Source organism: Streptomyces hilarionis (genome assembly GCF_024539675.1).
GTDB lineage: Bacteria > Actinomycetota > Actinomycetes > Streptomycetales > Streptomycetaceae > Streptomyces > Streptomyces hilarionis.
Genome location: NZ_JAHHIT010000123.1, coordinates 1 through 14,328, shown reverse-complemented (window position 1 = coordinate 14,328; position 14,328 = coordinate 1). Strand labels below are relative to the sequence as shown.

Below are 14,328 nucleotides of genomic sequence, written 5' to 3'. Positions count from 1 at the left end.
TGCGGCCCCGGCGCCGCCGGTCCCCGTCCTCCCGGTCCCGCCGCGTGGGCGCGGCGGCCCCGGGGGTGGGGCGGCCGCCGCGCGGGGCCACCGCCGCGCGGTCTACCGCCCGTCGGCGAACCGCACCTCGGCCGCGCGCGTCACGGTCCCGAGCCGGGGGAAGTCCAGTCGCACGGACGCGTCGTGCTCGGCGCCGGTCAGGGCGGACATCGCGTCCTCGACGAAGACGAGGTCGTAGCCGAGGTCGCCGGCCGCGCGGGCGGTGGACTCGACCCCGAGGTTGGTGGCGATGCCGCCGAACACGAGCGTGCCGACGCCGTGCTCACGCAGCCGGGCGTCGAGCTCCGTGCCCTGGAACGCCCCGACGGTCCGCTTGACGATCACCAGGTCGCCCTCCTCGCGGAGCCCTTCGACGAGACCGCTGCCGGGCGGCTGCTCGGCGACGCCCGGGCGCTCGACGCGGACGAGGACGACGGGGGCGCCCACCGAGCGGAACCTCGCCGCCAACTCGTGCGCCGTGCTGAGCACTTCGGCGCCCTTGAGGGGCTCCAGGGGCAGCGCGACGATGCGGTCCATCAGGTCGACGAGGACGAGGGCGGTGCGCGCGGGATCGAGCGCGGGGAGAGCGGTCATGACAGAACGCTATCCACCGTCAGCCGTCCGTGCCGGAGATCCTGGCCAACAGGGCGGTGAACTGATCCCGTTCGGCCGGTGCGAGCGGGGCGAGCAGTGCGTCGTTCGCCTCCCGGGCGGCCCGTTCGCAGCGCTCGAGGAGGCGTTCACCGGCCGCGGTGAGGGACACGGCGTTCTTGCGGCGGTCGTTCGGGTCCGGCTCGCGCACGACGAGGCCCGCGGACTGAAGGCCGTTGAGGACGCCGACCAGATCCTTCGGGTCCAGTGCGACAGCGCGTCCGAGGTCGGCCTGGGCCACGGGGGCGAGATCGCGTACGGCGGAGAGCACGACGTGGGGCCACATCTTGACGCCCTCGACGGCGAGGGCGTCGGCGACCAGTGAGCGGCCCCGGGCGGCGGCCCGGCCGAGCAGCCAGCTGGGCAGGGAGCGGATCGCGGCGAGGGGTGCTTCGGACATGGCCGCACCCTATCAAAATTCGTTGGGATTCCCCATAACCAGTGATACCGTTGGTACTCCCAACGAATCCTGGAGGTGTGATGCGTCGCGTCCGGTACGAGTCCACCGGTGGCCCGCTGTTCCTGGAGGAGGCGCCGGTCCCCGAACCCGGCCCCGGCGAGCTCCTGCTGCGCTGCGAGGCGGTCGGCGTGACCCTCCCGGTCGTCCGCAAGGTCGCCTCGGCCGCGCGGCCGATCCCGCTCGGGGGCGAGGTCGCCGGGCGGGTCACGGCCGTGGGCCGCGGGGTCGACCGGTTCCGGGTCGGCGAGCGCGTCACCGGGCTGTGCTTCGGCCACGGCTACGCCGACTTCGCCCTCGTGGACCAGGCGATGGCCACGCCCGTCCCCGAGGACGCGAGCGCGGTCGACGCCGTGGCCCTGGTCCGCAGCGGACTCGTCGCGCTGGGCGCACTGGCCGCCGCACGCCCCGGCCCCGGCGAGACGGCCCTCGTCACCGCCGCCGCGAGCGGGGTCGGCCACCTCGCCGTGCAGCTCGCCCGGACGCGCGGCGCGGGCCGCGTGGTGGGCGCCGTCTCCGATCCGGCGAAGTCCGCCTTCGTGAGGGCCGTGGGCGCCGACGAGGTCGTCGTCTACGACACGCACGACTGGGGCGCCCCCGCCGACTACGTCCTGGACGCGGTCGGCGGCGACCTGCTCACCGCGGCCGTCGCCGCCCTCGCGCCCGGCGGACGGCTCGTGGCGTACAGCTCGGGCGGCGGGACCGTCCGGGCCTACGACCTGCTGGTGGGCGCCAAGTCGGTGATCGGGTTCCAGACGGCCCTCGTCGCGCGCGATCAGCCGCAACTGCACGAACGCCGTCGGCGGGAACTGTGGCGGCTCTTCGCCGAGGGCGCGCTGAGGCCCTCCGTGCACGGCGAGTACGCCCTGGAGGACGCCGGCGAGGCGCATGCGGTGATCGAGTCCCGCCGCAACCTGGGAAAGGTGGTCCTGGTGCCCTGACCCGCACCGCCCGAGGCCCCGTCCGCTCCCGGGGCCCCGGCCGTCACGCCGGCGCCGGAGTCCGGTCGCCGGTGCGGGCGTCCGCGGGGTCCAGGGGGTCTCGCGCGCGCCGCCTGGCGATGACCGCGCACACCATCAGCTGCATCTGGTGGAACAGCATCAGCGGCAGCACCGCGAGGGAGGCGTGCGCGCCGAACAGGACGCTCGCCATGGGCAGTCCGGACGCCAGGGACTTCTTGGACCCCGCGAACTGGATGGCGACGCGGTCCCCGCGGTCGAAGCGCAGCGCCTTCGCGCCGTACCAGGTCAGGGCGAGCATCACGGCGAGCAGCACCGCCTCGACGACGAGCAGGGCGCCCAGCCGCCCGGCGCTCACCTGGTGCCAGATGCCGCGGTTCATCCCCTCGCTGAACGCCGTGTAGACGACGAGCAGGATCGAACCGCGGTCGACGTAGCCGAGCACCTTCCTGTGCCGGGTGACGAAGCCGCCGATCCACCGGCGCAGCAGCTGCCCGGCGACGAACGGCACGAGCAGTTGCAGCACGATCTGCACGACCGAGTCCGCCGAGAGGCCGCCGCCGCTGCCGCCGAGCAAGGCGGCGGCCAGCAGCGGCGTGACGACGATGCCGACCAGGGAGGAGAAGGACCCCGCGCAGATCGCGGCGGGCACGTTGCCGCGCGCGATGGAGGTGAACGCGATCGACGACTGGATCGTCGACGGGACGAGGGTGAGGAAGAGCAGCCCCTGGTAGAGCGGATCGGTGAGGAGGACCGGGACGAGGCCGCGCGCGGCCAGACCGAGCACCGGGAAGATCACGAACGTGCAGACCAGGACGGTCACGTGCAGGCGCCAGTGCTTCAGCCCGTCCATCGCCTCACGGGTGGACAGGCGGGCCCCGTACAGGAAGAAGAGGAAGGCGATCGCGGCCGTGGAGGCGCCGGAGGCCACGTCGGCGGCGGAGCCGCGCGCGGGGAACAGCGCCGCGACCCCGACGGTGCCGAGCAGCAGCAGGATGTAGGGGTCGACCGGCATCCGACTCGGCCAGTGCAGGCGTTTCACGGTGCTCCACATGCGATGCGACGGACGGGCGGCGGGCCCGAGGGCCCTCTCCATCGTCCACCCGGGCGCCGTGATCGGGAATCCGGCATACCGCTCTCACTGTCATCACGCGACGCGATGACGGCGGGTACCGTTGCCCTGTGTACGACCCCTCCCAGCTGCGGACCTTCCTCGCCGTGGCGCAGACGCTGAGCTTCACCCAGGCCGCGCGGCGGCTGGGGCTGCGCCAGTCCACCGTCAGCCAGCACGTGCGACGGCTGGAGGACGCGGCCGGGCGCACCCTTTTCCATCGGGACACCCACTCCGTGGAGCTGACGGAGGACGGCGAGGCCATGCTCGGCTTCGCCCGCCGGATCCTGGACGTCCACGAGCAGGCGACGGCCTTCTTCACCGGCACCCGGTTGCGCGGCCGGCTGCGCTTCGGCGCCTCGGAGGACTTCGTGCTGACCCGGCTGCCGGAGATCCTGGAGGGCTTCCGCTCCGACCACCCCGAGGTCGACCTGGAGCTGACGGTGGAGCTGTCGGGCACCCTGCACGAAAAGCTGACCGCCGGGGAACTGGACCTGGTGCTGGCCAAGCGGCGCCCCGAGGACCCGCGCGGCGAGCTGGTGTGGCACGACGAGCTGGTGTGGATCGGCGCCGAGCGGTTCCGTCCGGACGCGGAGCGTCCGGTGCCGCTGATCGTGTTCCCGCCGCCCGGCATCACCCGCGCCCTGGCCCTGGAGGCCCTGGAGCGGCAGGGCCGGGCCTGGCGGATCGTCTGCACGAGCGGCAGCCTCAGCGGACTCATCGCCGCGGCGCGGGCGGGACTCGGCGTCATGGCGCACTCGCGGGGTCTGATCCCGCCCGGCCTGGTGCGCGTCCCGGACCGCGCGGGACTGCCGGAGCTGGGGCGCGTCGACTTCGTGCTGGTGCACGGCCGCCGGCGGCCCTCGGCCCGGGGCGCGGCCGACGCGCTCGCGGCGGCGGTCCTGGCGGGCGGCGACCGACTCCACCGGCGAGCGGCGCCCGTCCACCACGACGGGCCGCGTCCGGCAGACGGTTGAGCGGGGCCGGCGCCGTGGCCCGCGCCCCCTTCCGCGCCGGTCGCCGGGCGCGCGCGTCGCGCGCCTCACCCGGCGCGGGAGCGTCACGGCCTCCCCGTGCCGGCCCGGACGGCGCAGGGCGGGAGGCGGCCCGGACGGCGTCGGGCGGGGCCGCCCCGGGAAGCGGTCGGAGCGCGTAAGCGGTCCGGGCAGATTCGGTGGAGATTACGGTGCCGAAACTTACTCAACCGTCAGCTTTGTGTCCGACCCTTCCCCATGTGCGCCCATTTTCCGCGACTGACCAGGGCAGACGAGAGCATCGCTCGCTTTCCGCCCCTCTCCCGCCCTGTCGCCGGGTGGGGTAGCTTTCACGGCGCTGTGGGGCCATGAGAAGCGGGGTGCGTTTGCGCGAGTTCACCAACCCTCCGTTGGCGCTGGCGCCGCCGGTGGGCGGTCTGGCCGACGTCGTCTTCCGGCACGCCCAGGAGGACCCGCACCACATCGCCCTCGGCCGCAAGGACGAGCAGGGCGAATGGCGCGACGTCACCGCCGGTGAGTTCCGCGACGAGGTCCTCGCCCTGGCCAAGGGCCTGCTCGCCCGGGGCATCCGGTTCGGCGACCGCGTCGCCATCGTCTCCCGCACCCGCTACGAGTGGACCCTGTTCGACTTCGCCCTGTGGACCATCGGCGCCCAGGTGGTGCCGGTCTACCCGACGTCGTCCGCCGAGCAGTGCTTCTGGATGCTCTACGACGCCGAGTGCACGGCCGCGGTCGTCGAGCACGAGGACCACGCGATGACGATCGCCACCGTCATCGACCGCCTGCCGCAGCTGCGGCAGCTGTGGCAGCTGGACTCGGGCTGCGTGCAGGAGCTCTACGACGCCGGGGCCGCCATCGAGGACGAGGTGGTGCACCGGCACCGCGAGGCGGTGACCCCCGACTCCACCGCGACGATCATCTACACCTCGGGCACCACGGGCCGGCCCAAGGGCTGCGTCATCTCGCACGGCAACTTCATGTTCGAGGCGGACACCGTCATCGAGCGCTGGGAGCCGGTGTTCCACTCCAGGAAGGGCGACGAGGCGGCCACGCTGCTGTTCCTGCCGCTCGCCCACGTCTTCGGCCGGATGGTGCAGATCGCGGCGGTCCGCGGAAAGGTCCGCTTCGGCCACCAGCCGCAGCTGCACGCGGCCGCCCTCCTGCCCGACCTGGCCGCGTTCCGGCCGACGTTCTTCCTGGCCGTGCCGTACATCTTCGAGAAGGTCTTCAACGCGGCCCGGCGCAAGGCGGAGCGCGAGGGCCGCTCCGGGCCGTTCGAGAAGGCCGTCGAGGTGGCGGTGAGCTACGCCGAGGCCCTGGAGGCGAAGGCCTGGGGCATCGGTCCCGGCCCCTCGGCGGGGCTGCGCATGCAGCACCAGCTCTTCGACAAGCTCGTCTACGGCAAGGTGCGCGCCGCGATGGGCGGGCGGGTGCGGCACGCCATGTCGGGCGGCTCGGCCATGGACCGCCGACTCGGCCTGTTCTTCGCCGGCGCCGGCGTGCTGATCTACGAGGGCTACGGCCTCACCGAGACGACGGCGGCGGCGACCGCCAACCCGCCCGGGCGCACCCGCTACGGCACCGTGGGCCAGGCCATCCCGGGCATGACCGTGCACATCGCGGACGACGGCGAGATCTGGCTGCGCGGCGACAACGTGTTCCAGGGGTACCTGAACAACCCCAAGGCCACCGACGAGACCCTGCACGACGGCTGGCTGGCCACCGGCGACCTGGGCTCGCTCGACGAGGACGGCTACCTCACCATCACGGGCCGCAAGAAGGAGATCCTGGTCACGTCGGGCGGCAAGAGCGTCTCGCCCGGCCTGCTGGAGGAGCGGGTGCGCGACCACCCGCTGGTCAACCAGTGCATCGTCGTCGGCAACGACCGGCCGTTCGTGGCCGCGCTGGTCACCCTCGACCAGGAGGCCGTCGACCACTGGCTGCAAATGCGGGCCAAACCGCAGCTGACGCCGGCCGAGCTGGTGCGCGACCCCGACCTGGAGGCGGAGGTGCGCCGGGCCGTCGTCGCGGCGAACACCCTGGTGTCGCAGGCCGAGTCGATCCGCACCTTCCGCATCCTCGCCCAGCCCTTCACGGAGGAGCACGGCCTGCTCACCCCCTCGCTGAAGCTGAAGCGCAAGGCGATCGAGAGCGCCTACGCCAAGGAAGTCGACGCCCTTTACCGCACATGATCCGGCGCCGGGAGGTGAAACGGTCTACCGACGGGCATGAGACGGGTCTGCGAGAGGCTCCCCGGGAAACCGACCGGTGGGGGCAGGAATGCGACGCCCGCCGTGGTCGTTGACGATGGGAGTACCACTTTGACGGACAACCGAAGGATCAAGAGCTCGTGAGCAGCAAGGTCCCCCAGATCACCCTCAACAACGGCGTGGAGATGCCCCAGCTGGGCTTCGGTGTCTGGCAGGTGCCGGACGACGAGGCGGAGCAGGCGGTCTCCACCGCGCTGGAGGCCGGGTACCGCAGCATCGACACAGCGGCGATCTACGGCAACGAGGAGGGCACCGGCAAGGCCCTCGCCTCCTCCGGCGTGCCCCGCAAGGACATCTTCGTCACCACCAAGCTCTGGAACGGCGACCAGGGGTACGACTCGACGCTCCGCGCGTTCGACACCTCCCTGGCCAAGCTCGGCCTGGACTACGTGGACCTCTACCTCATCCACTGGCCGCTCCCGGCCCGTGACCGTTACGTCGACACGTACAAGGCGTTCGAGAAGCTTCTCGCGGACGGACGCGTGCGGGCGATCGGCGTGTCCAACTTCCTGCCGGAGTATCTGGAGCGACTGACCGGCGAGACCTCGGTGGTCCCGGCGGTCAACCAGATCGAGCTGCACCCGCACCTCCAGCAGGAGGCGTCCCGCGCCTTCCACGCGGAGCGCGGCATCGCCACCGAGGCCTGGTCGCCGCTCGGCCAGGGCAAGGGCCTCCTGGAGGTGCCGGCGATCGTGGCGATCGCGCGGAAGCACGACCGCACCCCGGCCCAGGTCGTGCTGCGCTGGCATCTCCAGCTGGGCAACGTCGTGATCCCCAAGTCCGTGACGCCGTCGCGGATCGCGGAGAACATCGACGTGTTCGACTTCAGCCTGGACGACGAGGACCTCGCGGCGATCAGCGCCCTGAACGAGGACCGGCGCATCGGCCCCGACCCGGGGACGTTCGACGTCGTCTGAGCACCGACGGGGGTGAACTCCCCCACGCGCGTCGAGGGCGCCCCCCGGTCCGGGGGGCGCCCTCGACGCGTCGCGCCCGCTCTCAGTTGGGCTGACCGATCGGCCGGACGACGACGGTGTTGACGTCGACCCCGGCCGGCTGGCGGATCGCCCACACGACGGAGTCGGCGATCTGGTCCGCGGTCAGCAGATGCCCGGGCGGCAGGCTGCCGTAGCTGTCCCAGAACGGGGTCTCGACCCGGCCGGGCGCGATCAGCGTCACGCCGACGCCCCACTCGGTGACCTGCCGGCGGGTGTTCTCCGCCAGGCCCGTCACCGCCCACTTCGTCGCCCCGTAGACGTTGCCCGGGGTGGGCACGAAGCCGGCGACGCTGCCGATCAGGACGATCCGCCCTCTCGTCTCCTTGAGGGCGTCGATCGAGGCCCGGATGAGCAGGGCCGGGCCGAGCACGTTGGTCAGCACCATGTCGGTCCAGCCGGCCGGGTCGCCCTCCGCGACCGAGTCGTGCGTGGCGGTCCCGGCGTTGGCGACGACCGTGTCCAGCCGGCCGAACGCGCCGAGCGCCCGGTCGACCGCCGACCGCACGCCGTCGAAGTCGGCGGCGTTCCCGGTGACCGTCAACAGCCCCTGCGGCTCGCCCAGTTCCTCGGCGAAGGCGCGCAGGCGCTTCTCCCCCCGGCCGGTGACGACGACCCGGTGTCCGGCCTCCAGCAGCCGGCGGGCCACGGCCGCGCCGATGCCGCTGCCACCGCCGGTGATCAGGGCGACGGGCGCATCCGAAGCCGCCGGCACGGGCGGTGCGTCCGCTGCGTCCGGAGTGCCCGCGGTGCCCGGTGAACTGCTCATGACTGCCCCCATAATGACGACTCGGATGGTTCGCGGTGCGCCGCCGCCTCGGCCCGCCGCCGCGGCGCGCGAGGCGCCGTGCGACGGGCCGCCCGACGTGGGCGACGTGCGACGCGCCGCAGTCCATCACGTGGAGCGCGCTCCAAGTCAAGCCTGGTCGGCGGGACTTGGGCGCGACCGGGCGCGCACCGGGCGGGCGCCGGTGGGGCCGAGGTCTACACCGGCTTCACCGCGGTGTGCACCGTGTGCGCCGCGAGCACGAAGACGTCCGCCCGGCGGTGCACGCCCGCCTCGTCCTGCGGGTCGAGCAGCCGGTCCAGGGTGGCGCGGTCGCCGGGATCGAGCGAGTCGCCGAAGCCGTCCCGCAGCCGGGACAGGGTCGCGACGACGTAGGAGCGGGCCCGGTCGGAGGCGGGCGCGGGCAGGTCGAGCAGGAAGCTGCGGCTGCGGGCGTGCCGGAGACCGGCCGCGCCGAGCAGCGCCGCCCAGTCCTCGGCCTCGTCCACGGAGCCGGGCAGGTCGGCCCGCATCTGCGCGAACCACTCCTCCTGGAGCGCGTCGAGCCGCGCCTCCAGCCCGGGCCGCCCGAAGCCGAGGTCGCGCGGCAGGAACCGGGAGGGCAGACCGCCCTCCATGATCGCCAGCGTTCCCCCGGGCGCGAGCCGCTCCGCGAAGGCCGTCAGGGCGGCACGCTGGTCGCCGAGGTGGTGCAGACTTCGGCCCGCCCACAGGAGGTCGGCCGGATAGTCCAACTGCTGGAGCACACCAGGGAGTTCACCGGCCAGCGTGCCGAAGCGGTCCCCGTGGCCGAGCCGTTCGGCGCGCTGCCGGGCCCGCTCCAGCAGCGGGGCGGAGCCGTCGACGGCCATGACCCGCGCGCCGGGGAACGTCTCGGCGAACAACGTGGAGACGACCCCCGGGCCGCTGCCCGCGTCCACGATCAGCCCCGGCTCCGTCACCTCCTTCCCGAGCCAGGACAGGGCCCGCTCGTACAGCGGGGTGAACAGCTCGGCCTGCGCTTCGAGGTGCGGGGCCATCTCGGCCCAGTCGATGTCGGTGTCGTGGCCGTGGGCATGGCCATGGCCGTGGCCGGGCCCCTGGGGGCGGCCGTCGTCGCAGGTGTGCCGGTCGTCGGAGGTGTGCCGGTCGTCGGAGGTGTGCCGGTCGTGGGGGGTGGGGTGCGGGGGGTGCGCCATGGTGGTCAGCCTCTCGTCCGGTGTGCCGCCAGGGTGCGTCGACGCACCGGAGCGAAGCCACTCCTGTTGCCGATGCGGCAAAAAACCGGATGCGGACGGCAAGCCGGCTCACCGAGGATGGCCCGATGGACGATGCACAGATCGAGCGGTTCCTCCGGGACGGATTCGTGAGGCTCGAGGGCGCCGTCCCCCCGCGCGTCGCCGAGGACTGCGCGCGGCTGCTGTGGCGGGAGACGGGGTACGACGCGGACGACCCCGGCACCTGGCGGGAGCCGGTGATCCGCGTCGGGGACATGGCTCAGGGCCCGTTCGCCGCCGCGGCCAACACCGCCGCTCTGCACGAGGCGTTCGATCTGCTGGTGGGCGAGGGCCGCTGGGCGCCGCGCTACTCCCTGGGCACCTTCCCGCTGCGCTTCCCGCACGAGGCCGAGCCCGACGACGCCGGCTGGCACATCGAGGGCAGCTACTACCCCGACGGCGCGACCTGGCCCTGGGCCAACCTGCGCTCCAGGGATCGCGCACTGCTGATGTTGTTCCTGTTCAGCGAGGTGGGCGAGACCGACGCCCCGACCCGCGTCCGGGTGGGCTCGCATCTGGACGTGCCGCCGCTGCTCGCACCCTACGGCGAGCAGGGCGTCTCCATCCTCGAGATCGCGCCACGGCTCGAACGGGCCACCGCGCACCGTCCGGTCGCCCACGCCACCGGCAACCCCGGCGACGTCTACCTCTGCCACCCGTTCCTGGTGCACGCGGCGCAGCCGCACCACGGGAAGCGCCCCCGCTTCATGGCGCAGCCTCCGCTGCATCCGGCCGCTCCCCTACGACTGGAGCGGCCGGACGGCGACTACTGCGCGGTCGAGTTCGCGATCCGCCGGGGGCTGGCCCGGGAGGGCTGAGCACCCCGGCGGATCACCGGAGCCGCACCCCGGGCACGGTCCCGACGGACGCCGTCGGCCGCGAGCCCCGCGGGGGCCCGGCCGTGAACGTCGTCGGCGCACCGCCGCCGGGGTGTGCAGCGGCCTACAGCGCCGGGTAGGCGTTCTGCATCAGCTGCTGGAACTGGGCGGAGAACCAGTGTCCGGACAGCGGGGCGTTCGGCAGGGCGCCGGACATGCTGTTGCCGTTGCGCGGGTTGCCGGTGTACGTCGGGTCGCACATCCGGTCGAAGCCCTTGCCCTCGTCGTTGGCGATGGCCGAGCTGGCGCCGTCCGACTCACCCGGCGGCTTCATCCAGACGTAGGCGTCGATCCCCGCGGCAGGCGCCGCCTTGGGACGCTCGCCGAGGCCCGCGCCGGACTGGTTGCACCAGTTGCCGACGTGGATCCGGCGGTCGTAGCGGCCGCCGTTGACGTAAGTGTCCACGCTGGTCGTCGCGCCCGGGCCGGTGGGCCGGGCGGCGCCGCCCCAGCCGTTGCGGGAGGTGTCGATCAGCATGCCGATGTTCGACCGGAAGCCGGTGGTCACCAGCTGGTTGCGGAAGGCCTGGGCGTACGACAGCTCGTCGACGTAGCGGTTCCAGTCCACCCACTTGGACTCACGGACGGACTTGCCGGCCACCGAGTCGTTGATGGTGAAGTTGTTCTCCTTCAGGGCGCTGTAGTTCGCCGTGTTGGTGATGAAGCCGTGCACGTCGTCGACGGTCGCGCCCTCGGAGGTGGCGGCCTGGTACATGATCTGGGCGGACGGCACGAAGTTGTCGTCCCAGCCGAGCCAGCCGTGGTGACCGGCGTCGATGTAGTTGTAGACGTTGGGGATCGCGCCGAGCTTCTTCAGCGCGTACCCGACGCCCTTCACGTAGTTGCCGTTGGCCTTCATGGTGTCGCAGGCCGGGGTCGCGGTGGCCTTTCCGCCGGTGTTGGTGACCAGGTTCGGCAGCGAGTCGATCTCGACGGTGGTGACGATCCGCAGGCCCCCGTACTTGCTGTCCGCGAGGATCGCCGCGATGGGGTCGATGAACTGCGTCTTGTACTTGTCGATCTCCGTCGGGCCGAGCTCGCCGTTGGAGGCGAGGGCCGAGCAGTCCCGTCCGGGAAGGTCGTAGACGACCAGCTGCACGACTTCCTCTCCGCTGCCCTTCTGGGCGAGGGCCGCGTCCAGGTGGGCGCGCAGTCCCATGTGGCCGTTCGCGCCGTTGATGGCGGCGATGCGGTCGAGCCAGACGCCGGTGGGCTGGTTGGAGACCCGGCTGCCGCCCGGCTCCGCGGCGGCCAGCGCCGACCATTCCGGGTTCACGTACACCTTGGCGCCGGCGTAGGGGTTGTCGACCTTGGTGCCGGGGGTGCCGGGGTCGGTCGGGCCGGGGTCGGTCGGGCCGGGGTCCGTGGGTCCGGTCCCGCCGTCGACGTTGCAGGTCACACCGTCGAGGGTGAACGCGGTGGGGAGCGCGTTGGCGCCGCTGTAGGTGCCCTGGAACCCGAAGCTGACCGAACCGCCGGTCGCCAGCGTCCCGTTGTAGGTCTCGTTGGCGGCGGTGACGGCCGTGCCCGACTGGGTGACCTTGGCGTTCCACGCGTTGGTGACCTTCTGACTGCCGGCGTACGCCCACTTCACCGCCCAACTCGACTTGGCGGCGGAGTTGTTGGTCACGGTGACGGCGGCGGTGAAGCCGGAGCCCCAGTCGTTCTGCACCTTGTAGTCGACGCTGCACGGGATGGCGGCGATGCCCGAATCGCCGGGGACGACCGCGAGCGCCGTCCCGGAGGCGCCGGCGACCAGCGCCAGCGCGGCGAGTACCGCTGTTCTGCTACGGCTCATGAGTGCGGGTTTCCTTTGTGGTTGCGGGAGTCTGTCCGTTCCTTCGGTGGTTCCTCCGGGCGCCGCCGACCGGCGCCTTCGACCGACGTCTGCCATCGACGTCGGCCTCGGACGTCTGCCTTCGACGTCTGCCTTCGACGTCCGCGGTCGGCGGGCGGCCCGTGTTCTGTCCGCTGGTCCTGCCGGTGGACCCGTGTGCGCGGGTCCGGTGCGTGGCGCCTATCCCTGGAGTGCGCGCAGATGATCGCGCAGGCCGGTCCCGTACGCGGTGGGCGTACCGTCGTAGCGCGTGATCAGGGACGGCCCCGTCGAGCAGTCCCAGGTGTTCCACGTCCAGCCCAGATAGGACAGGCCGTGGTCGTCGAACCACTTCATGACCTGGTCGACGAAACCGTGTGAGCAGGTGTTCTCCCCGATCTCCCCGGCGACGAGCGGCACTCGGGCGGCCACGGGAGCGAGCGTGGAGTTCCAGCAGCCGACGTCCGCGCAGCTGTTGAAGTTGTAGACGTGGTACGCGGCGGCGAGATTGCCGGTCGGGTCGTCGGGCCGGTGGGCCGACCACTGGGTGAGGTCGTTGGAGTAGGCCAGTCCGCCGGCCAGGATCACGTTCCGGGCGCCGGTCGCGCGTACCGAGTCGACGAGGTCCTGCATGCCGGCGACCTGGTACCCGATGCCGGGGCAGGAGCCGCCGTCCCGCCAGCACGCCCACGCCTGGGCGGCCGTGGAGGTGGCGCGGTCCGGGTAGGGCTCGTTGAACAGGTCGAACACGACGGCCGGGTCGTTCTTGAACGTGTTGGCCACCGACGTCCAGAACGAGGGCGTGTACTGCATGTCGGGCATCGGCTTCTGGCAGGTGGCGTGCACGTCGGCGCAGCCGGCCGAGTTGCCCGTGTACTGGCCGTACGTCCAGTGCAGTTCGACGATCGGGGTCATGCCGTGCGCCTCGACGCGCGCCACCAGCTGCTTGACGGCGTCGACGTAGTGCGCGCCGCCGTACGCGGGGTCGATGTTCGACAGGCCCAGCCAGCACTCCTCGTTGAGCGGGATACGGACGGTGTTCACGTGCCAGTCGGCGATCGCCCGGACGGCCGCGTCGTCGACCGGACCGTCCCAGATGCCGCGCCCCTGCACGCACATGAACTCGCCGCCGGAGCGGTTCACTCCGAGCAGACGGCGGTTGGCGCCGGCGGCGTCCACGAGCTTGTTGCCCGAGACGTGCAGGGCGGGCGGACCGTCGCCGGTGCCCGGTGGATCGGTCGAGGGCGGTGCGGTGGGCGTGGGTGTGGGGGTAGGGGTGGGGGTGGAGTCGACGTTGCAGACCGTTCCGTTCAGCCTGAACGTCGTCGGGACGGCGTTCGTCCCCGACCGGGAGGCGACGAACCCCGCGCTCACACTCGCGCCGGAGCCGAGGGAGCCGTTCCAGCTCTCGTTCGCGGCCGTGACCGTGGCGCCGGACTGGGACCACTTGGCGCTCCAGCCCTGGGTGACCTTCTGTCCGTTCGCGAAGTCGAAGGAGAGGCTCCAACCACTCACGGGTGCCGCATTGTTGGTGATCTTCACGGCGCTCTGGAAGCCGGCGTCCCACTGACCGGTGACGGAGTACTCCACCGTGCAGGCGGGCGCGGCTCCCTGCGCCGTGACGACCGGCAGCAGAGCGCCCGCGACGAGGGCGGCCGTGCCGGCGACGGCGAGAAGCGCCGAACGCGGGGGGTGTCGCATGAGCGACTCCTTGCAGCTCAGGCGCGTCGTGACAGACGCGTCGACTGATGGAATCGCTCCCACTGGTGCCTCGAAGCTAGCGCCAAGCGCTGGCAAAGAACAGAGGCGTTGCTGACTTTCCCTCAACTTGACGTGTCGAATCTTTTCGACTCTTCAAGCATCTTGACCGCGTTCACCCCCATCCCCACTATGGGAGCGCTCCCACTGGTTCAAGGCTTGTTGCTCCTCCCCCCACTTCTCCCGAGCCGCAAGGAGGACCAGCACATGGATCCCTCACGCAGACGTCGCGGGACGCGGCGCCTGTGGACCGCCATCGCGGCGGCCCTCGCGCTCCCTCTCGCCATGCTGAGTACCGGTACGACTCCCGCGCAGGCGGCGGGTGTTCAGTGCAATGTGGACTACAAGACCAATGA

12 protein-coding genes are annotated in these 14,328 nt (G+C 72.3%); 5 read left to right on the top strand and 7 right to left on the bottom strand.

Going from position 1 to position 14,328, the window contains the following annotated elements:
* Positions 1–102: 102 nt before the first annotated feature.
* Together KMS84_RS27260 and KMS84_RS27255 are read right to left on the bottom strand one after the other, a co-directional pair.
* On the bottom strand, positions 103–633 hold the full coding sequence (locus tag KMS84_RS27260) for an isochorismatase family protein (RefSeq protein ID WP_256919103.1): 531 nt from the start codon (positions 631–633) through the stop codon (positions 103–105).
* Between the two features lie 19 nt (positions 634–652).
* Entirely contained in the window at positions 653–1,090 is a 438-nt protein-coding gene (locus KMS84_RS27255) for a MarR family winged helix-turn-helix transcriptional regulator (RefSeq protein ID WP_256919102.1), read from the bottom strand.
* An 80-nt stretch (positions 1,091–1,170) separates the two neighbouring features.
* On the opposite strand from KMS84_RS27255, the gene KMS84_RS27250 reads away from it, so the two are divergent.
* The gene (locus tag KMS84_RS27250) at positions 1,171–2,088 is read left to right on the top strand and encodes a quinone oxidoreductase family protein (RefSeq protein ID WP_256919101.1); all 918 of its coding nucleotides are present in this window, start codon (positions 1,171–1,173) and stop codon (positions 2,086–2,088) included.
* A gap of 43 nt (positions 2,089–2,131) precedes the next feature.
* Here KMS84_RS27250 and KMS84_RS27245 read toward each other — a convergent pair whose 3' ends face one another.
* Positions 2,132–3,148 carry a bile acid:sodium symporter family protein gene (locus KMS84_RS27245; RefSeq protein WP_256919100.1) on the bottom strand — a complete coding sequence of 339 codons (1,017 nt, stop codon included), beginning with the start codon at positions 3,146–3,148 and terminating at the stop codon, positions 2,132–2,134.
* Positions 3,149–3,288: 140 nt separating this feature from the next.
* On the opposite strand from KMS84_RS27245, the gene KMS84_RS27240 reads away from it, so the two are divergent.
* From KMS84_RS27240 to KMS84_RS27230, 3 genes are all read left to right on the top strand, one after another.
* Positions 3,289–4,194, top strand: coding sequence for a LysR substrate-binding domain-containing protein (locus KMS84_RS27240; protein WP_256919099.1), 906 nt, complete (start codon positions 3,289–3,291; stop codon positions 4,192–4,194).
* A 383-nt stretch (positions 4,195–4,577) separates the two neighbouring features.
* Positions 4,578–6,404, top strand: coding sequence for an AMP-dependent synthetase/ligase (locus KMS84_RS27235; protein ID WP_256919098.1), 1,827 nt, complete (start codon positions 4,578–4,580; stop codon positions 6,402–6,404).
* Between the two features lie 158 nt (positions 6,405–6,562).
* Entirely contained in the window at positions 6,563–7,399 is an 837-nt protein-coding gene (locus KMS84_RS27230; RefSeq protein ID WP_308287982.1) for an aldo/keto reductase, read from the top strand.
* A gap of 82 nt (positions 7,400–7,481) precedes the next feature.
* Here the strand turns inward: KMS84_RS27230 and KMS84_RS27225 are convergent, their stop codons facing one another.
* Both KMS84_RS27225 and KMS84_RS27220 read right to left on the bottom strand, forming a co-directional pair.
* Positions 7,482–8,246 carry an SDR family oxidoreductase gene (locus tag KMS84_RS27225; protein WP_256919097.1) on the bottom strand — a complete coding sequence of 255 codons (765 nt, stop codon included), beginning with the start codon at positions 8,244–8,246 and terminating at the stop codon, positions 7,482–7,484.
* A gap of 215 nt (positions 8,247–8,461) precedes the next feature.
* Positions 8,462–9,442, bottom strand: coding sequence for a class I SAM-dependent methyltransferase (locus KMS84_RS27220; RefSeq protein ID WP_438818988.1), 981 nt, complete (start codon positions 9,440–9,442; stop codon positions 8,462–8,464).
* A gap of 125 nt (positions 9,443–9,567) precedes the next feature.
* Between KMS84_RS27220 and KMS84_RS27215 the strand changes: the two genes are divergently transcribed.
* Positions 9,568–10,338 carry a phytanoyl-CoA dioxygenase family protein gene (locus tag KMS84_RS27215; RefSeq protein WP_256919096.1) on the top strand — a complete coding sequence of 257 codons (771 nt, stop codon included), beginning with the start codon at positions 9,568–9,570 and terminating at the stop codon, positions 10,336–10,338.
* 124 nt (positions 10,339–10,462) lie between these two features.
* Here the strand turns inward: KMS84_RS27215 and KMS84_RS27210 are convergent, their stop codons facing one another.
* Together KMS84_RS27210 and KMS84_RS27205 are read right to left on the bottom strand one after the other, a co-directional pair.
* Positions 10,463–12,196: a glycoside hydrolase family 6 protein gene (locus KMS84_RS27210; protein ID WP_256919095.1), complete on the bottom strand. Its 1,734-nt coding sequence runs from the start codon at positions 12,194–12,196 to the stop codon at positions 10,463–10,465.
* 219 nt (positions 12,197–12,415) lie between these two features.
* The gene (locus KMS84_RS27205; RefSeq protein WP_256919094.1) at positions 12,416–13,915 is read right to left on the bottom strand and encodes a cellulase family glycosylhydrolase; all 1,500 of its coding nucleotides are present in this window, start codon (positions 13,913–13,915) and stop codon (positions 12,416–12,418) included.
* Positions 13,916–14,328 lie beyond the last annotated feature (413 nt).

Coding starts and splice junctions, on each gene's coding strand:
- KMS84_RS27255 (WP_256919102.1), bottom strand. CDS start 1,090: ATGTCCGAAGCACCCCTCGCCGCGATCCGCTCCCTGCCCAGCTGGCTG.
- KMS84_RS27225 (WP_256919097.1), bottom strand. CDS start 8,246: ATGAGCAGTTCACCGGGCACCGCGGGCACTCCGGACGCAGCGGACGCA.
- KMS84_RS27220 (WP_438818988.1), bottom strand. CDS start 9,442: ATGGCGCACCCCCCGCACCCCACCCCCCACGACCGGCACACCTCCGAC.
- KMS84_RS27210 (WP_256919095.1), bottom strand. CDS start 12,196: ATGAGCCGTAGCAGAACAGCGGTACTCGCCGCGCTGGCGCTGGTCGCC.
- KMS84_RS27205 (WP_256919094.1), bottom strand. CDS start 13,915: ATGCGACACCCCCCGCGTTCGGCGCTTCTCGCCGTCGCCGGCACGGCC.
- KMS84_RS27260 (WP_256919103.1), bottom strand. CDS start 633: ATGACCGCTCTCCCCGCGCTCGATCCCGCGCGCACCGCCCTCGTCCTC.
- KMS84_RS27215 (WP_256919096.1), top strand. CDS start 9,568: ATGGACGATGCACAGATCGAGCGGTTCCTCCGGGACGGATTCGTGAGG.
- KMS84_RS27250 (WP_256919101.1), top strand. CDS start 1,171: ATGCGTCGCGTCCGGTACGAGTCCACCGGTGGCCCGCTGTTCCTGGAG.